The 17,634-nt window shown below is 71.4% G+C and carries 19 protein-coding genes, 2 pseudogenes and 1 other annotated feature; of the genes and pseudogenes, 16 read left to right on the forward strand and 5 right to left on the reverse strand.

Annotated elements, in window-relative coordinates:
- Positions 1 to 71: 71 nt before the first annotated feature.
- From arsB to AC0GKK_RS26690, 4 genes and pseudogenes are all read left to right on the forward strand, one after another.
- Positions 72 to 1,232 (forward strand): ACR3 family arsenite efflux transporter, encoded by a 1,161-nt coding sequence (gene arsB, locus AC0GKK_RS26675; protein ID WP_224400967.1) that lies wholly within the window; start codon positions 72 to 74, stop codon positions 1,230 to 1,232.
- 412 nt (positions 1,233 to 1,644) lie between these two features.
- A pseudogene (locus AC0GKK_RS26680) lies at positions 1,645 to 1,825 on the forward strand (ACR3 family arsenite efflux transporter); the annotation flags it as partial.
- 37 nt (positions 1,826 to 1,862) lie between these two features.
- On the forward strand, positions 1,863 to 2,600 hold the full coding sequence (locus tag AC0GKK_RS26685; protein WP_345650377.1) for an arsenate reductase/protein-tyrosine-phosphatase family protein: 738 nt from the start codon (positions 1,863 to 1,865) through the stop codon (positions 2,598 to 2,600).
- Positions 2,597 to 3,085 carry an arsenate-mycothiol transferase ArsC gene (locus tag AC0GKK_RS26690; RefSeq protein WP_224400966.1) on the forward strand — a complete coding sequence of 163 codons (489 nt, stop codon included), beginning with the start codon at positions 2,597 to 2,599 and terminating at the stop codon, positions 3,083 to 3,085. The genes AC0GKK_RS26685 and AC0GKK_RS26690 overlap by 4 nt, the downstream gene beginning before the upstream one ends.
- A 69-nt stretch (positions 3,086 to 3,154) precedes the next feature.
- Here the strand turns inward: AC0GKK_RS26690 and AC0GKK_RS26695 are convergent, their stop codons facing one another.
- Positions 3,155 to 3,679 (reverse strand): DinB family protein, encoded by a 525-nt coding sequence (locus tag AC0GKK_RS26695; protein ID WP_224400965.1) that lies wholly within the window; start codon positions 3,677 to 3,679, stop codon positions 3,155 to 3,157.
- Between the two features lie 61 nt (positions 3,680 to 3,740).
- Here AC0GKK_RS26695 and AC0GKK_RS26700 point away from each other — a divergent pair, with 61 nt between their 5' ends.
- On the forward strand, positions 3,741 to 4,046 hold the full coding sequence (locus tag AC0GKK_RS26700; protein WP_224400964.1) for a hypothetical protein: 306 nt from the start codon (positions 3,741 to 3,743) through the stop codon (positions 4,044 to 4,046).
- A 10-nt stretch (positions 4,047 to 4,056) separates the two neighbouring features.
- Here the strand turns inward: AC0GKK_RS26700 and AC0GKK_RS26705 are convergent, their stop codons facing one another.
- Positions 4,057 to 6,021, reverse strand: a complete 1,965-nt coding sequence (locus AC0GKK_RS26705) for a heavy metal translocating P-type ATPase (RefSeq protein ID WP_224400963.1) — start codon at positions 6,019 to 6,021, stop codon at positions 4,057 to 4,059.
- Entirely contained in the window at positions 6,018 to 6,395 is a 378-nt protein-coding gene (locus tag AC0GKK_RS26710; protein ID WP_489884088.1) for an ArsR/SmtB family transcription factor, read from the reverse strand. Before AC0GKK_RS26710 ends, AC0GKK_RS26705 begins: the two co-directional genes overlap by 4 nt.
- A 41-nt stretch (positions 6,396 to 6,436) precedes the next feature.
- Between AC0GKK_RS26710 and AC0GKK_RS26715 the strand changes: the two genes are divergently transcribed.
- From AC0GKK_RS26715 to AC0GKK_RS26765, 11 genes and pseudogenes are all read left to right on the forward strand, one after another.
- Positions 6,437 to 7,069, forward strand: a complete 633-nt coding sequence (locus AC0GKK_RS26715; RefSeq protein WP_489884166.1) for a class I SAM-dependent methyltransferase — start codon at positions 6,437 to 6,439, stop codon at positions 7,067 to 7,069.
- Between the two features lie 72 nt (positions 7,070 to 7,141).
- Positions 7,142 to 7,660 carry a methyltransferase family protein gene (locus tag AC0GKK_RS26720; RefSeq protein WP_224400960.1) on the forward strand — a complete coding sequence of 173 codons (519 nt, stop codon included), beginning with the start codon at positions 7,142 to 7,144 and terminating at the stop codon, positions 7,658 to 7,660.
- A 181-nt stretch (positions 7,661 to 7,841) separates the two neighbouring features.
- Positions 7,842 to 8,111 carry a metal-sensitive transcriptional regulator gene (locus AC0GKK_RS26725; RefSeq protein ID WP_098960089.1) on the forward strand — a complete coding sequence of 90 codons (270 nt, stop codon included), beginning with the start codon at positions 7,842 to 7,844 and terminating at the stop codon, positions 8,109 to 8,111.
- Between the two features lie 111 nt (positions 8,112 to 8,222).
- Positions 8,223 to 8,531, forward strand: a complete 309-nt coding sequence (locus AC0GKK_RS26730) for a rhodanese-like domain-containing protein (protein ID WP_253067048.1) — start codon at positions 8,223 to 8,225, stop codon at positions 8,529 to 8,531.
- A 46-nt stretch (positions 8,532 to 8,577) separates the two neighbouring features.
- Positions 8,578 to 9,960 carry an MBL fold metallo-hydrolase gene (locus AC0GKK_RS26735; protein WP_100877278.1) on the forward strand — a complete coding sequence of 461 codons (1,383 nt, stop codon included), beginning with the start codon at positions 8,578 to 8,580 and terminating at the stop codon, positions 9,958 to 9,960.
- Between the two features lie 34 nt (positions 9,961 to 9,994).
- Entirely contained in the window at positions 9,995 to 10,789 is a 795-nt protein-coding gene (locus AC0GKK_RS26740; protein ID WP_100877279.1) for a sulfite exporter TauE/SafE family protein, read from the forward strand.
- A gap of 40 nt (positions 10,790 to 10,829) precedes the next feature.
- Positions 10,830 to 11,225, forward strand: a complete 396-nt coding sequence (locus tag AC0GKK_RS26745; protein ID WP_100877280.1) for a DUF302 domain-containing protein — start codon at positions 10,830 to 10,832, stop codon at positions 11,223 to 11,225.
- Positions 11,226 to 11,287: 62 nt separating this feature from the next.
- Positions 11,288 to 11,503 carry an SHOCT domain-containing protein gene (locus AC0GKK_RS26750; protein ID WP_337826777.1) on the forward strand — a complete coding sequence of 72 codons (216 nt, stop codon included), beginning with the start codon at positions 11,288 to 11,290 and terminating at the stop codon, positions 11,501 to 11,503.
- A complete protein-coding gene (locus AC0GKK_RS26755) occupies positions 11,500 to 12,957 on the forward strand; it encodes a multicopper oxidase family protein (protein WP_100877282.1) in 1,458 nt (485 codons plus the stop codon). Before AC0GKK_RS26750 ends, AC0GKK_RS26755 begins: the two co-directional genes overlap by 4 nt.
- A gap of 98 nt (positions 12,958 to 13,055) precedes the next feature.
- Positions 13,056 to 13,646: a rhodanese-like domain-containing protein gene (locus tag AC0GKK_RS26760; RefSeq protein WP_100877283.1), complete on the forward strand. Its 591-nt coding sequence runs from the start codon at positions 13,056 to 13,058 to the stop codon at positions 13,644 to 13,646.
- A 315-nt stretch (positions 13,647 to 13,961) separates the two neighbouring features.
- A pseudogene (locus AC0GKK_RS26765) lies at positions 13,962 to 15,225 on the forward strand (IS3 family transposase).
- Positions 14,216 to 14,347, forward strand: a sequence feature (AL1L pseudoknot). Its footprint overlaps the pseudogene before it by 132 nt.
- Before the next feature lie 256 nt (positions 15,226 to 15,481).
- Here AC0GKK_RS26765 and AC0GKK_RS26770 read toward each other — a convergent pair.
- Both AC0GKK_RS26770 and AC0GKK_RS26775 read right to left on the reverse strand, forming a co-directional pair.
- A complete protein-coding gene (locus AC0GKK_RS26770; RefSeq protein WP_489884089.1) occupies positions 15,482 to 16,477 on the reverse strand; it encodes a bifunctional DNA primase/polymerase in 996 nt (331 codons plus the stop codon).
- A 428-nt stretch (positions 16,478 to 16,905) separates the two neighbouring features.
- Entirely contained in the window at positions 16,906 to 17,274 is a 369-nt protein-coding gene (locus tag AC0GKK_RS26775; RefSeq protein ID WP_489884090.1) for a hypothetical protein, read from the reverse strand.
- Between the last annotated feature and the right edge of the window lie 360 nt (positions 17,275 to 17,634).

The raw sequence follows: 17,634 nt of genomic DNA on the forward strand, positions 1-17,634 counted from the left end.
CGCGTCGTCCCCCAGCGACTCGCCTCGCTGGCCGACCTGCTGATCCCGACCACGGCGGAGGCCGTCGCATCATGAGCACGGAGAACACCACCGGCGCCGCCCAGCAGGCGGCCACCGACCCGGCCGAGGCCGGCGTCGTCGCCCGCCTGTCCACCCTCGACCGCTTCCTGGCGGTCTGGATCATCGTCGCCATGGTCGCCGGACTGCTGCTCGGCCGCCTGGTCCCCGGGCTCGCCCCGGCCCTCGACGCGATCGCGATCGACGGGATCTCGCTGCCGATCGCGCTCGGCCTGCTGATCATGATGTATCCGGTGCTGGCGAAGGTCCGCTACGACCGCCTCGACACCGTCACCGGCGACCGCAAGCTCCTGCTCACCTCGCTGGTGCTCAACTGGGTCCTCGGCCCGGCACTGATGTTCGCACTCGCCTGGCTGATGCTGCCCGACCTGCCCGAGTACCGGACCGGGCTGATCATCGTCGGGCTCGCCCGCTGCATCGCCATGGTGATCATCTGGAACGACCTGGCCTGCGGCGACCGCGAGGCCGCCGCCGTGCTGGTCGCGCTGAACTCGGTGTTCCAGGTCGTCATGTTCGGCGTACTGGGCTGGTTCTACCTGGTCGTGCTGCCCGGCTGGCTCGGCCTGCCGGTCACCGACGTGTCGTTCTCCACCTGGGACATCGTGAAGTCGGTACTGGTGTTCCTCGGGATCCCGCTGCTGGCCGGCTACCTCACGCGCCGCTTCGGGGAGAAGGCCAAGGGCCGGGCCTGGTACGAGGAGACGTTCCTGCCGCGGATCGGGCCGTTCGCGCTCTACGGGCTGCTGTTCACCATCGTGCTGCTGTTCGCCCTGCAGGGCGAGGCGATCACCTCTCAGCCGCTCGACGTCGCCCGGATCGCGCTGCCGTTGCTGGCCTACTTCGCCCTGATGTGGGCCGGGTCCTACGCCGTCGGCCGGGCGGTCGGGATGGGCTACGAGCGCACCACCACGCTGGCGTTCACCGCCGCGGGCAACAACTTCGAGCTCGCCATCGCCGTCGCGATCGGCACGTTCGGCGTGACCTCCGGCCAGGCCCTGGCGGGAGTGGTCGGGCCGTTGATCGAGGTCCCGGTACTGGTCGCGCTGGTGTATGTGTCGCTGTGGCTGCGCCGGCGCCTGTTCGCACCAATGACCACGCCCACCCTGCAGACCGAGCAGGCAAGCCCCGAGGCCACCCGGGACACTCGGTCGTGAACTGCTTGGACTGCAGCGCCCGGGACCGGCGGGCCCGACCCGCGGTCGCGGTGTGTCAGGGCTGTGGCGCGGCTACCTGCCTCGAGCACACCTGGGTGGACCACCGTGCCGGTCGGCCACCCGGGATGGCCGGGCCCGCCCGGGCACCGAGCCGGATCCTGCGCTGCGGGTTCTGCGACACGCGCACCAGCAACCAGACTGCCGCCGCGGCGGCCGGGGGTTCACGCGTCGGTCCCGGCGGAAGTCTGGGCTGCCTGCGGGGAACCGGCTCCAGCCCCGATCCACCGTAGGCACCCCACACCCGACACTCATCACCGCAAGACGGCGTGCGCGGTGCGTGATCTGCCACCGCGACGGCGCCACTGCTCGGTGGGTGCACCGCCGCACCGCCGCTGCTCATGCTCAAGGAGTCCTGATGACCGCTGTAGCGATCGGCGCGATCGACATCCCCTCCGGGCGAGGCTCTGGCCGGGGCCCTCGGGGCGCTGATCGAGGTGCCGGTGCTCGTCGCCTTGGTGTACGTGTCGTTGTGGCCGCGCCGGCGCCTGGTCACCACCGCGGACACACCGCTGCCTCGCGCGGGTGGGACTTGATGAGCACCCGCTCGGCCGGCCAGTAGCGGACCATGTCATGGACGCCTCCTCGTTCGACGCCACGCCGGTCGTCGTCGCTATTGCGCGACGGCGCCCGGCGGGCGACCGCACCCTCGAACACTTCGCGCTCACCAGCCCACACCCGCGGCTTCAGCAGACCGTCGACGAGCTGCGCCGCACATTCCACGGCACCTTCGGCCCCGAGACGATCGAGGCCGTGGTCGTGGACGTGTTCACCAAGCTGGCGCTGACCGCCCGCATCACCACCCACCTGCCCGTCCTCGCCGCCCGCCACGCCCACCAGCGGCTCGCGGCAGCAGCCCGATCCCCAGGAGCCCCCGTGACCACCACAGCCGCGGTCCCCGAAGTCCTGTTCGTCTGCGTCCACAACGCCGGCCGCTCCCAGATGGCCGCCGCCCTGCTGGCCCACCACGCCAACGGCGCCGTCCGCGTCACCTCCGCCGGCTCGGCCCCGGCCGAGACCATCAACCCCGCCGTGCGCGAGGTCATGGCCGAGATCGGCCTGTCCCTGGACACCGAGTTCCCGAAGCGCCTGACCACCGAGGCGGTCGAAGCGGCCGCCGTCGTGATCACCATGGGCTGTGGCGATGCCTGTCCGGTGTTCCCCGGCAAGCGCTACCTCGACTGGGAGCTGACCGACCCCGCCGGCAAGACCGCCGAGCAGATCCGCCCGATCCGCGACGACATCGACGCCCGGGTACGCCGCCTGCTCACCGAAGTGACCGGTGCCCCGACCGAAGCGACGACCCCGTGACCACGACACCGGCGGTGTTGTTCGTCTGCGTCCGTAACGGCGGCAAGTCCCAGATGGCCGCCGGGCTCATGCGCGCGGCCGCCGGTGACCGGGTCGAGGTGCACTCCGCAGGCACCCAGCCCGGCACCTCGATCAACCAGCTCTCCGCGGCCAGCCTCGCCGAGGTCGGCGCCGACATGTCCGGTGAGATGCCCAAGGCGATCGACGCCGACCTGCTGCGCCGGGTCGACCTCGTCATCACTCTCGGCCGCGACGCCACCGTCGACGACCCCGCCGCAGCCGAAGTACGCAACTGGGACACCGACGAACCCTCCGAACGCGGCATCGACGGCCTCGACCGCATGCGCCTGATCCGCGACGACATCGCCCAGCGCGTGCGCACACTCCTCGAGGAGGTCGCACCGTCCCAGGTGCGGAACGACAGAACGACAACAGCGCTGGCGCGCGAGGATGACAGTGCCTCTCCTCATGTAGCGGACCGCTGAGGGACTATCGGTCGGCGAGAAGGGCTCTGCCCTGCCAGAAGTGCCAGCGGTGGTACTGCACGGTAGGCCTTATGACTGGGTGTGCGGTGCCGCGATGGTGAGCTGGCGTCGATGGTGATCGAAGTGCTGGGTCCCGAAGTGGTAGACGTCGAGCACGCTCATCGTCGGCGTGAAGTAGGGATCCCAGTCCGTCGGCACGTAGATGCTCGAAGCCAGGCTCCGCTCGGTCTCGGTGGTGAGGCGACGCTGCAGGGAGCCGATGACGGTGTCCAGCAGCGCGGTCATGGCATGCGGGGACAGCAGCCGAGCGGCGAGGCAGGGACCGAGGTAGTTGATCGCATGGAAGGGGCGGTGCGCGGCGTTCAGGGTGGCGGCGAAGCCTCGGCTGTAGCCGAGGCGGTCGAGCGTTCGCACCAGGGAAAGTAGCGTGCGGACGACTCCGTAGCCGAGGACCATGTGGAACAGCAGTTGCCGGTTCGTCCACCGTGTGCCGTTGGTCAGGCGCTCTAGGTCGCCGCGCGAAGCCGTGCCGACGAGCTGGTGGAACTCGGCCTGGGCTCGCCGCAACTCCTCGCCGACCTCGTACAGGTCCATGCGACCGCCTCCGACCACCGATGCTACTGCCGCCGCGGCCGGCCAGGAGCACACTGATGTGATGCGGGTAGAGCTGCTGGTGGTGCCGAACTGCCCCCACGAGAACGTCGCTTCGGAGCGTCTGCGCCAGGCGCTCGACGACACCGGACATGCCATGACCCCGGTAGTGGTGCGAGAGGTGACCGCAGAGATAGTCGCCGGGACGCCTGAATTCGCGGGATCACCCACGATCCTGGTCGACGGAGCAGACCCGTTCGCCGAGCAAGCCGCCGGGCCGGGCGCGTTCTCGTGCCGGGTCTATCACGGTGAGCTCGGTCTGTCTGGCGCCCCGTCGGTGGAGCAGCTGCGGCAGGTGTTGCGTCGCTGATTGCATGGCGTCACGCCCCTGTTTCAATGCGCTCGCGCGAGGAGGCGGTGGTGGCGGGGCTTGCGGGGACCAGCCCCAGACGACGGGTGCGGCCGGCGCGGATGCCGTTGCCGATGACCACGACTTCGGCCACTTCGTGCACGAGCACGACCGCGGCCAGCCCGAGTATCCCGAACAGGGCCAGGGGCATCAGGCCGATGATGATGGCCAGCGACAGGGCCACGCTCTGCCACATGATGATCCGGGAGCGGCGGGCGTGCGCGAGGACCTGGGGCAGGTGGCGCAGGTCCTCGCCCATCAACGCCACGTCGGCAGTCTCGATGGCCACATCGGTGCCCATGGCGCCCATCGCGATGCCCAGGTCGGCGGTGGCCAGGGCGGGGGCGTCGTTGACCCCGTCGCCGACCATCGCGACCGGGCCGTGTGCGCGGAGCTGGTCGACGAGGCGGGATTTGTCCTCGGGGCGCAGGTCGGCGTGCACATCGCCCGGGTCGATACCAGCTTCGGTGGCCAGGGCGGCGGCGGTGGCGCGGTTGTCCCCGGTGAGCATCACGACCCGGTAGCCGGCATCGCGCAGGGACGCGGTGACCTGCCCGGCTTCGGGGCGCAGCTCGTCACGGACCGCGATGGCGCCGATCACGGTGCCGGCGTCTTCGACCAGGACGGCGGTGGCGCCGGCGTGCTGGAGCCGTGTCACGTCCTCGGTCAGCGGGCCGGGGTCGATCCAGCCTGGGCGGCCCAGGCGCACGCGGCGACCATGCAGCGTGCCGGTGAGTCCGGCGCTGGTGACCGCTTCGACCTGTTCGGCTCGTTGCGGGGTGGGGGCGGCGGCCAGGATGGCTCGGGCCAGGGGGTGTTCGCTGCGTTCTTCGAGCGCGGCGGCCACCGCGAGCACCTGCTCGCGGGTGTGTCCGGCTGCGGGGGCGGTCTCGATGACGGCCGGGTGGTTGCGGGTCAGGGTGCCGGTCTTGTCCAGCGCGACGGTGCTGACTCGTCCCATGGCTTCCAGGGCCGCTCCGCCCTTGACCAGGGTGCCGTGTTTGGAGGCGGCGCCGATCGCGGCGACCACGGTGACCGGCACGGCGATGGCCAGCGCGCACGGGGAGGCAGCGACCAGGACGACCAGGGCGCGTTCGATCCAGGTCAACGGGTCACCGAGCAGGGATCCCAGGGCGGCGATGAGTGCGGCGGCGATCATCACCCCGGGTACGAGGGGTCGGGCGATGCGGTCGGCCAGGCGTTGGCCGGTGCCCTTGCGGGACTGTTCGGCCTCCACGATGGACACGATGCGGGCCAGGGAGTTGTCCGCGGCGGTGGTGGTGACCTCGACCTCGAGCGCGCCGGTGCCGTTGATGGATCCGGCGAACACCTCGTCGCCGGGGCCGGCCTCGACGGGGACGGACTCGCCGGTGATGGCGGAGGTGTCGAGGCTGGTGTGCCCGGCGCCGATCCGGCCGTCGGTGGCCAGGCGTTCCCCGGGGCGCACCACCAGGGTGTCGCCCACGACCAGCTTCGCCGGGTCGATGCTGTGCTCGGTCCCGTCGCGCAGCACCCTGGCCTGGGCGGGGACCAGGTCGAGCAGGGCGCGCAGGCCGCGTCGGGTGCGGGCTACGGAGTACTCCTCGAGTCCTTCGGCGATGGTGTAGAGCACGGCCAGCATCGCGGCTTCGCCGACCTCGCCCAGGAGCACGGCGCCGATGGCGGCGATGGTCATCAGGGTGCCCACGCCGATTCTGCCCTTGGCCAGGCGGCGCAGGGTGCCGGGGACGAACGTCCAGCCAGCGACCGCTAACGCGGCCGCCTTCAACGCCAGACCGATGAGGTCGGGAGCGCCGACCCACACGGATCCGTAGCCGAGTCCGAGCAGTACTACGGCCACGGCGGCGAAACGGATCTCGCCGACCTGCCACAGGGTTTCCGGCTCGTGCTCGTCGGTGGTGCGGGGCTCGTCGCCGCATCCGCAGGCGTCGCTCACCGCGCACCTCCTACGTCCTGGCGGGCGGTTCCGTAGTTGAGGCACAGCGCGACCGCGTGGCCGGTCGCGGCCAGCACAACCTCGGCCGAGGCCAGCAGGTCCATCAGCTCGGTGCGGGTCAGGGAGTAGAACACCTGCCGCCCTTCGGAGCGCCCGTCGACCAGGCCGCAGTCGCGCAGGCAGGCCACGTGCTTGGAGACCGTGGACTGGGCCAGGCCTAGTTGGGTCACCAGGTCGGCCACCCGCGCCTCGCCGCCGGCCAGGCGCCGCACGATGGCCAGTCGGGTGCTGTCGGACAGGCTGTGGAACAGGGCCTCGGCGGCGCCGAGGCCGGCAGTTGTGGACGGGCACCCATCCCTGGTATCTATCGCCATACAGCAATTATATCGCATATCGGCGATGAATAAGGGTGGCCATGCTCATGAACGCGATCGAGTCGGCAGTGATCGACTCGGTGCCCCGACGCCTGCTCCAGCGCTACGAAGCGCACGTGCTCATCGAGCTCGGGGGCCGCACCCCGGGTGCCCGCACCGCCGAGCTGGGCTGCGGTCCGGGTTATGGCACCCAGCTCATCCTCGACGTCTTCGGTGCGGCCAGCGTGGACGCCGTCGACCTGGACCCCACGATGCTGGCCAAGGCCCGCCGACGGCTGCGGCGCCACGGTGCTGCCGCCCAGCTGAGCGGCGGTTCCGCCACCGACCTTGCTGCCGCGTTCGCCCGGATCGGGGGCGGCCAGGACGCCGCCTATCAGGCGGTGTTCGACTTCGCGATCATCCACCACATCCCGAACTGGCGCGACGCCCTGGCCGAGGTCGCCCGGGTACTCGAACCGGGCGGCCGGTTCTTCTTCGACGAGGTCACCGCCACCGCCCTGGCCCGACCCACCTACCAGATCCTGTTCGACCACCCCACCCACGACCGGTTCACCGCAGGAGAGTTCCTCGCCGAGCTTCCCCGCCACGGCCTGCACGTCGGCGACCGATGGCGCACCCGCATCGGCGGCGACTACCTCTTCGGCGTCGCCGTGCGCACCCAGGGCCGCACGTGAGGCCCCACGATCGGATCCACGCCGCCACCCCGGCGGCCCGCACACTCCACTGATCTCCGCCGGGAGGCCCACATGCTGTTCCAACACCTGCGAGCGATCCTGCTGGGGCCGGTGACCGTCACGATCATCATTCCGGTCCTGATCGTCACGACCGTCGGCACCGCCGCGGTCGATCTCGGGCCGGCACCAGGAAGCCTGACACTGGTGGCCGGCTCGTTGCTGGTCGTCGCCGGCGTAGCGATGCTGGCCTGGACGATCAGCCTGTTCGCCCGGTCCGGCGCGGGAACATTGTCGCCCCAGGATCCGCCGCGCACGCTGGTGATCCGCGGGCCCTACCGTCACGTGCGCCACCCGATGTTCAGCGGGGTCCTGGGCATCGTGCTCGGCGAGGCGATCGCAGCGCGCTCCCTGACCCTGCTGGCATGGTTCGCCCTGTTCGCCCTGTTCGTCGCCGTCATGGTGTCCCGGGTTGAGGAACCCCGACTCGCCCGCCGTTTCGGTAACGACTACGCGCGCTATCGGGACAACGTCCCGCGCTGGTTGCCTCGCCTGCTCTCCTGGCACGCGTCACGGCCCTCAGGAACCGACTGAGTGATCTGGGGCCTGGCGTTCCGTAGCCGGGGGTTGGCCACGGCCCTATGCCGGTAGCGCCAGGGGGTGCCCCTGTCGAGAATGGGTCATTTCCCGACACACACCCCCAACCGCGCACGCACGAGGTGCGACCCGGAACAGATACACCCGGGGGTATGTTGGTGAGAGTGGAGGTGGCGACATGGAGATGACTCCCGCCCTGGTGGGCGACGCTCTGGTCCGGTTGCGACGCGCGCAGGGCCAACTGGCCGGCGTGATCCGGGCGATCGAGGGGGGTGGGGACTGCGCGGAGGTGCTGACCCAGCTGGCCGCGGTCTCCCGTGCTCTGGACCGGGCGGGTTTCAAGATCGTCGCGAGTGGGATGCGGCACTGCCAGGCGGCCCGGGACCGGGGTGAGCAGCCGCCGATGACCGAGGACGAGCTGGAGAAGCTGTTCCTGTCGCTGGCCTGATCCGCGAGCCCCGACCTCCCGTGGCGTAGCCGTGGGTAGCAGCCAAGGCAGAAGTGTGTTTCCTGGATACCCCACCGGGTATCCGTGACCAGGAGGTGTTGCATCGTGTCGATGCGCGAGATGGACGTGGAGCAGTTCGCGGCGGGACGTCGTGAGGACATGGCCGTGGTGGATGTGCGCTCCCATGAGGAGTTCGTGTCGGGCCACGTACCTGGGGCGGTGAACATGCCGCTGGAGCGGGTGATCACCGATCCGGGCCGCTATGCCGGGCAGGAGTTGTACGTGATCTGTCAGTCCGGGGGTCGCAGCGCCCAGGCGGCGCAGGCGCTGGCCGCTGCCGGCGCGCAGCCGGTGTCGGTGGCCGGCGGGACCGCCGGCTGGATCAGCTCCGGGCGCCCGGTGGACACCGGGGCCCGATGAGCGCCCCGCCAGTCCGATCGAACCGACGAAACGAAGGAGATCTGTCGTGATCGACGTCAACGTGATCGAAACGTCCTCGCTGGGTGACCGCAGCTACCTGGCCACCGACGGGGAGGTGGCGGTGGTGGTCGACCCGCAGCGAGACGTGGACCGGGTCCTGGCCCTGGCCGGGCGGCTCGGGGTGCGGATCTCGCACGTCGTGGAGACCCACGTGCACAACGACTACGTCTCCGGCGGGCTGGAGCTCGCCCGCCTCACCGGCGCGGCCTATGTGATGTCGGCGCGCGACGATCTGGCGTTCGCCCGCACCGGCGTGGTCGACGGTGACGTGCTGGAGGCCTCGCCGCGGCTGCGGCTGCGGGTGCTGGCCACCCCGGGGCACACCTTCCATCACCTGTCCTACGTGCTGGAGGGCCCGGACGGGCCGCAGGGGGTGTTCACCGGCGGGTCGCTGCTCTACGGCACCACCGGGCGTACCGACCTGCTGGGTGACGAGCACGCGGAGGCGCTGGCTCGGGCCCAGCATGCTTCGGCCGCGTCGATGGCCGACGTGTTGCCCGACGGGGCGCAGGTGTGGCCGACCCACGGGTTCGGCAGCTTCTGCACCGCCAGCCCCGCCTCGGGCAACGACTCCACGGTCGGGCACGAGAAGGAGGTCAATCCCGTGTTGCGGTTGGCCCGCGACGAGTTCGTCCGCCACACGCTGGCCGGGTTGGGTGCCTACCCCGCCTACTACGCGCACATGGGCGCGCTCAACACCGCCGGACCGGCGCCGGTCGACCTGCGCCCGCCGACCATCGCCGACCCGGCCGAGCTGGCGCGCCGCCTGGCCGACGGGGAGTGGGTGGTCGACCTGCGCCACCGCAAGGCCTACCTCGACTCGCACCTCACCGGAACGGTGAGCCTCGGCCTGGACGGGCCGATGGCGACCTGGCTGGGCTGGATGGCCCCCCACGACGCACCGATCACCCTGCTCGGTGAGGACCGCGCGCAGGTCGCGCAGGCCCAGCGTGAGCTGGTCCGTATCGGCGTCGACCACGTCGTGGCCGCCGCCACCGGTGAGCCCGGGGACCTGGCCGACGCGGCCCAGCTGGCTGGGTTGCCGAGCGCGAGTTTCGCCGACCTGGCCGCGGAGCTGTCCGGTCGGCGGGTCGCGGACCTGCCGCCCGCTCAGGTGGTCCTCGACGTCCGGCTGGGCACCGAGTGGGCCGCCTCGCACGTCCGCGGCGCGGTGCACGTCCCGCTGCCCGAGCTGGACGCCCGGCTCGCCGAGGTGCCCGACGGCGCGGTGTGGGTGCACTGCGGCAGCGGCTACCGCGCCACCGCGGCCGCGTCGCTGCTGGCCCGCGCCGGGCGGACGGTGGTGGTCATCGACGACATGTTCGACGACGCCGCGGATGCCGGTGTCCCGCTGACACCCACCTCGTGAGCAGGTCCCGGACCCGTGGCCCAAGGCGGGCACGGTGATCCTCGCCGGCGTGTTCGGCCTGGTCATCGGCGCCGCGCTGGGGCTGCTCGGTGCGGGTGGCTCGATCCTGGCCGTCCCGGCCCTGGTCTACGGGGTCGGCCAACCGGTGGCGGCCGCGGTGTTCGGGTCGCTGCTGGTGGTGTCCGTGTCGGCGGCCGGCGGCGTGGCAGCGAGGTTGCGGTCCGGCATGATCCGGTGGCCGGTAGCGCTGGTGTTCGGCGCGGCGGGCATTCCCACCGCGTTCGCGGGGGCCGCGCTCGGCCGCCTGATCGCCGACCGGTGGCTGCTGGTGGCGTTCTCGGTGCTGATGGTCGTCGTCGCGGCCCGGATGCTGCGCGGCAACCCCGAGGAGGCGACCGGCGGCGCGTGTCGGATCCGCGACGGGCGGGTCGACTGGCGCAGCTGCCTGCCCAAGGCGCTCGCCGCCGGCGCCGGGGTCGGGGTGCTGACCGGGCTGTTCGGGGTGGGGGGCGGTTTCCTCATCGTTCCCGCCCTGACCCTGCTGCTCGGGCTGAGCGCCGCAGAGGCCATCGCCACCTCGCTGGTGATCGTCACGATCACCTCGCTGGCCGGGCTGTCCGCGCACGCCGCCGACGCCGCGAGCGTGGACTACGGCGTGATCGCCGTGTTCGCCGGCGCCGCCCTGCTCGCGTCGCTGGCCGCCGGGCGCGTGGCGAACCAGCTCCCGGCCGCGGCGCTGCGGCGCGGGTTCGCCTACCTGATCCTGGCCGTCGCGGTCGGCGTCGCCGCCGCCGCGCTGCTCGCCCCGGCCGCACTGAGCAGCGGCTGACACACACACGACCGACAACTTGACGAATGGAGCATTCGCAATGGACTACAGCATGACGATCACCCTGGATCTGCCCTACGACCAGGCGGTCCCCGCGGTCAAGGCGGCCCTGGCCGAGCAGGGGTTCGGGGTGCTCACCGAGATCGACGCCCGCGCCACCCTCAAGGAGAAGCTCGACCACGACATGGAGCCCTACGTCATCCTGGGCGCCTGCAACCCCCAGCTCGCCCACCGCGCCCTCGACGTCGACCGGCAGATCGGGCTGCTGCTGCCCTGCAACGTCGTGGTCCGCGCCGACGGCGACGACCGCAGCATCGTCTCCGCCCTGGACCCGCAGGTCATGGTCACCATCCCCGAACGCGAAGACCTGCGCCCCGTCGCGGACGAGGCCGGGGTACGCATCCGGGCCGCACTCGACGCACTCACCAGCGACTGACCCGCAGACCAAAACAGGCACGACGAGACGACGGGAGTGGAACGACCATGATGGACGGCTCGATGATGGGATGGTTCTGGATCTGGCCGGTACTGGTGCTGATCGGCCTGGTGCTGCTGGGCTACCTCGCCTACCGGCTCACCCAGAACCGCCGACCCGGCGCGGACACCGCCGCGGCGGCGGGGCCGACCTCGGCACGGCAGATCCTCGACGAGCGCTACGCCCGCGGCGAGATCGACGACGACGAGTACCGCAAGCGCCGCGACGAGCTGGCGTGACCCCGGCACCGATCAGCCGGCGCCGCGCGATCGTCCTGGGCGGGCTCGGCGCCGCCGCCGTCGCCACCGGTGCGACGGGCTGGATCGGCTCCGGTACGGGCAGCCGGCTGCGGCCCGCCGACACCGGCGCAGAGCTGCGCCAACCGCAGGTCCTGGACAGTGCGGGCGGGCGGCTGCAGGTCGAGCTCACCGCCGCGGCGGGGGTGCGGCTGGCCGGTCGGGACACCCAGGGCCTGGGTTTCAACGGCACCGCACCCGGGCCGACGCTGCGGGTGCACCCCGGTGACGAGCTCGCGGTGCGCCTGACCAACCGGCTCGACGAGCCCACCAACCTGCACACCCACGGGCTGCGGGTGTCCCCAGAGGGCAACAGCGACAACCCGTTCCTGCGGGTCGACCCCGGCACCTCGTTCGACTACCTCTACCGGATCCCGGAGGATCACCCGGCCGGCACCTTCTGGTACCACCCGCACCACCACGGCATGGTGGCCGATCAGATCTTCGGCGGGCTCGCCGGTGCGCTGCTGGTCGCCCCGGCGGGCGCCGACCCCGACCTGGCGGTGGTCGAGGACCGGGTGCTGCTGGTCACCGACACCACCCTCGACGGTGACGGCGGGCTGGTCGAGGTGAGCGCGATGGACCGGGCGATGGGCCGCCAAGGCGAGCTGGTCCTGGTCAACGGCCAGCACCAGCCCGTCATCCCCGCCGTTCCCGGCGGGACGCAGCGCTGGCGGGTCGTCAACGGCTGTGTGTCGCGGGTACTGAGCATCCGCCTCGACGGGCACCAGCTCGTCCGGGTCGCCCAGGACGGCACGTTCCTGCCCGCCCCGGTCGACGCGGACCGGGTGATGCTCGCCCCGGGCAACCGGGCCGACGTGATCGTCCGCCCCACCGGCACCGGCCGCTACCCGCTGATCGCCGACGCCGTCGACCGTGGTGGCATGGGCGCGATGATGGGCGGCGCCGCCGCGAGCAGCGGGCCCGTCACCCTCGCCACCATGGTCACCGCCGGGGCGCCGGTCACCGCACCGCCGCTGCCCACCGCACTGCTCGCCGAGGCGCCCGCCCCAGGGCCGGTGACCGGGCGGCGGCAGATCACCTTCCAGATGGGCATGGGCGCAGGCGGGATGGCCTTCACCATCGACGGCCGCGCCTTCGATCCCAAGCGCGACGACCAGACCATCGCCCTGGGCTCCACCGAGGAATGGACGATCACCAATCCCGGCCCGCTCGCGCACCCGTTCCACCTGCACGTCTGGCCGTTCACCGTGCTCGAGTCCAGCGACGCCACCCCACCGACCGGGGTGCCGCAGGACGTCGTGCTCGTCCCGGCCCGCGGCTGGGTCCGGCTCCGCATCCCGTTCACCACGTATTCCGGGCGCAGCGTCTACCACTGCCACATCCTCGACCACGAGGACGCCGGAATGATGGCCACCGTCAACGTCCGCCCGTGAGTGCGCCTCGACTCGGCCATCTCGCCGACCCGGGCCCGACCGCGGCGGCCGGCTCAGCGACCATCCATCCCACGACCCCTACCGACAAGGACGCCCCTGTGGCCCACGCCAGCCCCCGCCACGTCGACGCACGCACCGTTCGCGACTGGCTCGGCGATCCCGACACCGTGACCGTCATCGACGTGCGAAGCCCCACGGAGTTCGAGACCGTGCACATCCGCGGTTCCTACAACGTGCCGCTGGACATGGTCAATGAGCACACCGAGCAGCTCGCCGCTCACTTCGACCGGCAAGTCGTCCTCGTCTGCCAGTCCGGGACGCGGGCCGCGCAGGCTCACCAGCGTCTCGCCGGGGTCGGATCCGAGCGCGTGCATATCCTCACCGGCGGCATCTCCGCGTACTCCGGTGTCGGCGGGGACGTTGTGCGTGGCCGCGCCCGGTGGGCGCTGGAGCGCCAGGTCCGTCTCGTCGCCGGAACGCTCGTGCTCGCAGGACTGACCGCGGGACTGCGTGCGCCGAGGGCACGTCTGCTCGCCGGCGGAATCGGGGCCGGACTCACCGTCTCCGCGCTCACAGACAGCTGCACAATGGCGTCGTTCCTGTCCGCGCTCCCATACAACCGCGGGCCTCGCGACCGCACGCCGGCCGAGGTACTCGCGGAGCTTCCCGCCACCCGGAAGGCAGCGTGAACCGCAGGCACCAACGCAGCACCGAGTTCCTGTAGCTGGCCCGCGATGATCGACGTGACGAACGGTTACCCGAGACGGAATTGATCTCGATCCGCGAACTGCGGTCAGCGAGCACCAGGGCGTCGCGGGACTGCCATCTCGTGGCGCCGACCCGCTGTCGTTCTACTGTCGTTCCACATCAGGCCAGGGTAAGGCCGAGTCGGAACGCGGCTGCGTCCTGAGAGGTGGTGTACTGAAGCGCCCCGGATGTGGTGGAGGCTCTGATCCCACGGGAAGGTGGAGATCGTGCCGGCACCGAGGAAGTTCAGCGACGAGATGCGCGAGCGCGCCCAGCGCATGGTCCGTGAAGCACGCCGGCAAGAGCCGGGGCTCTCGGTCAACGCGGCGTGCAAGCGGATCGGCCCGCAGTTGGGGATCCTCCCCGACACGTTGCGCGGCTGGTGCAAACAGGCCGACATCGACGACGGTCTGGCCGCGGGTGTGACCACTGCAGAGTCCGAGGAGCTCAAGCGGCTGCGGCGGGAGAACGCCGAGCTGCGGCGGGCGAACGAGATCCTCAAGACCGCGTCGGCGTTTTTCGCGGCGGCGGAGCTCGACCGCCATATCCGCTGATCGTGGCCTACATCGATCAGCACAAGCGCCGCTTCGGGGTCGAGCCGATCTGTGCTGCCCTGCGCGCGCAGGGCATCGCGGTCGCCCCGAGCGGCTACTACGCGCACAAGAAGCGGGGTCCGTCGCGGCGGGCGCTGCACGACGCGGCGCTGGCCGAGACGATCGAGGCCACCTTCTTCGACCGGGACAAGGGCCGCGGGCTCTACGGGGCCCGCAAGATGTGGCACCAGTTGCGCCGCGACGGCGTCACCGGCCAAGGCGGCGAGCCGGTCGCGCGCTGCACCGTGGAACGACTGATGCGCGAGCTCGGGCTGCGCGGCGTGCGCCGCGGTCAGCCCACGATCACCACCCGGCCCGACCAGCACGCCGGGCGGGCCCCGGACCTGGTCGACAGGGACTTCACCGCGGCGCGGCCCAACCAGCTCTGGGTCGTGGACCTGACCTACGTGCCGACATGGTCGGGGACGGTGTTCACCGCGTTCGTCTCCGACGTGTACTCCCGGCGGATCGTCGGGTGGCGCTGCGCCGCGCGGATGCCCACCGAGCTCCCGCTCGACGCCCTGGAGATGGCGCTGTGGACCCGTGAGCATGCAGGTCAGACCGCTGATGGTCGACTTGAGGGGTTGATCCACCACTCCGACGCCGGAAGTACACCGCGATCCGCTACGGCGACCGGCTCGCCGAGGCCGGCGCGGTGGCCTCGATCGGCTCGATCGGTGACTCGTATGACAACGCGATGGCCGAGTCGCTGATCGGGCTCTACAAGTCCGAGTGCGTGCGCCGCGACGGGCCGCTGCGCACCGTCGAGGACCTCGAGCTTGTCACCGCCTCCTGGGTGCACTGGTTCAACACCAACCGGCTGCACTCCATGATCGGCAACATCCCGCCGGTCGAGTACGAACAGAACTACTACGCTCACGACACCGCCCGAGAAGATCCAATCTCGGGAGAACCCAGCCTCCACTGAAGCCGGGGCGCTTCACATCGCCGCGGACCCACCCGGGGTGTGCTGACCTCCGGGCGATCCAGTCGTGCCCGCCCCGCACCGCGAGGACCACACCAGCGTGAGCAACCCAGGTACTGCCGGACCGGTCAGGGCGGCGGGAGCAGGGTGGCGCCCTCCTGCACTGCGGCGTGCTCGGCCAGCCGGCGGAACTCGTCCCGGGCCTGTGGACGCCTCAGGACGGGAGGGTCGACGTCGCGGGCAGTTCTGGTCGTCGGAGCTACTGATTGTCGGTGGCGGGGTCGGTGGCGCGGCCGCGGGCGATGGTGCGCGGTGCGCGGATCCCGAAGGTCATCCCCCGTCTAACTGTCCGTTCTGCCTCGGCGCGGGTGAACCCTGCGACCCCGATGTGCACCGCGGCGGCGTCGAGCAGGACCGCGTAGGCGTTCTCGGCGTCGAGCTCCCCGCCGCCGACGAGCTGGCCGAGGACCCGCGCGGCGGTGAGCAGGGTGACCTGCCGCCGGCCTTCCGCGGCGTGTTCGACCTTGTCCAGTTCGTCGGCCTGGATCGCGGCGATGTAGGCGTTCGCCCGCCTGGCCGACAGCCCCCTCGTCGCCGGTCCCTGCGGGCACGGCACCGGCGGCGGCGTGAGCAGCGTGGCCAGCCACGTCGGGAGTTCTGCGATCTGGCCGTGCTCGGCGCCCAGGTAAGCCCCCTCGGGGCGGATGCTGCCCGCGCCGACGACGAACCCACCTCCCGCGCGGGTGTCGATCAGTGGACCGAGGCTGTGCCCGTGCCCGCCGTGGGTGTTGCGCAACTCCAGCCCCTCGGGCATCCGGTAGTAGAGGTGCTCCCCACCCGTCGGGGTCACCGTTGAGTACGTGTCGGGCAGGACCTCGCTGTGCTGGGCGACGAGCTGGTCGAGAACCTCGCGGCCGGTGGTAGCCCCGTCCCACTCGGCGAGCGGTTCGGTGCGGGTGTCGAGGTCGATCACAACCAGCCCGGAGGGCCCGCAGGCGATTCCGACGTTCCACCGGGTGGAGTTCGACCACCAGCGCCGGATCTGGGCCGGATCGCGCGTGGCGCGCTGCTCCCATCCCTGGTGCCCCTCAGCGCAGGGCCCGCGCCGGCGGCACCGGGTCTCGCCGTGGAAGGCGGGAATCTTCGATCCGGCTTTGACCGGGAACACGAACAGGCCAGCGGCCGCGGCGTCGAGCGCGACCTGTCGCAGCCGCAGCACCTCACGGTCGAGGCGTGGGCGGGCACGTCGCGGCATGCGCGCCGCCTCCTCCCGCCCGGGTCGGGTTCCGCTGTCGTGCACAGCATCGCACCGCGCTGCGTCGGATCGGGGGCTGTTGGTGCTGGTCGTGATGGTCATGAGGGTGTTCCTCCTGTGCTCTACCGACCCTGTGCCTGGGCGGGCGGGGATCCGGGCCGGCCAACCGAGGGCAGGCTGTGCGTCTGCCCCTCGGGGACTCGCCCCGAGGGCGCGTAGAGGCTCACGGGTCCAGGGCAGCCCGCCAGGGCTGTCGCGCGAGCGACGCGTCAGCGCCCTTGAAGCGTGAGGAACGCGCCCGCAGGATCGGCCCGATCCCTCCAGGTCCACCGTGCGGCGCAGCCGCTCCACGGGTGTATCGGTGGGTCTTGGGCGTGTACTCGGCGCGGTCCCGGTTCGACACCCGGGGCCGCGCCGCGCGGCTGGGATTACAGATCCAGTTCCTTCTCCGCGTGCTGCTGGATCCAGAAGGAGCGCTCGGCCAGCTCTTCGTCGGTCGGGCCGCGCCCCGCAACAGGCTGTGGTTCGGGCTCACCGGCGGCTTCGCGCTGCTGCTCGGTGGCCTCGGCTTCGGACAGGCATTGTTCGGCGTGGTGCACCGCGATGTTCGCGTGGCAGACCGCGTTCAGGTTGACCAGGCTGTGCTCGTGGTCGCGGGCCTGGCGGGCGACCTCCAGGTCGTCGCGCGCGTGCAGGAGATTCTGTTCGGCCTGGGCGACGTCGAGGCCGCGGAACGAGCCGTCGGACATCAGGCCGAGATCGCGCACAGCGTTGGCCTCGTACCACTCCGGCGGCATGATGTCGCCGTAGTAGATCCCGGACCCGGGGCGCGAGGATGCCGGGTTCGGCGAGACCGAGTTCGATCATGCGGGCGTCGGTCTTGGCGGTGTGGTCGTCCCATCCGGGCTGGCGTGTGTCGCGCATAGTGGCTCCTCGTGGTGTCGGGTCTGTGGTGATGTGCCTGGTCGAGCGCGGCGGGACCGGGCGCGGCGGGGGTTCGGTGCTGGCCCGAGCGGTGTGGGAACCCACGGAGTGGGTCCGAGCGCAGCGAGGCGGTGTCCCACCCGGTCGGTGTCGGTGACCGGTTCATCGCCTTCTGCCCGGGCACGGTGTGCTGTGTGTTGGGCGCTTACTCCACCCGATACCTCGCAGTAGCC

The organism is Pseudonocardia sp. P-1 (genome assembly GCF_058111925.1).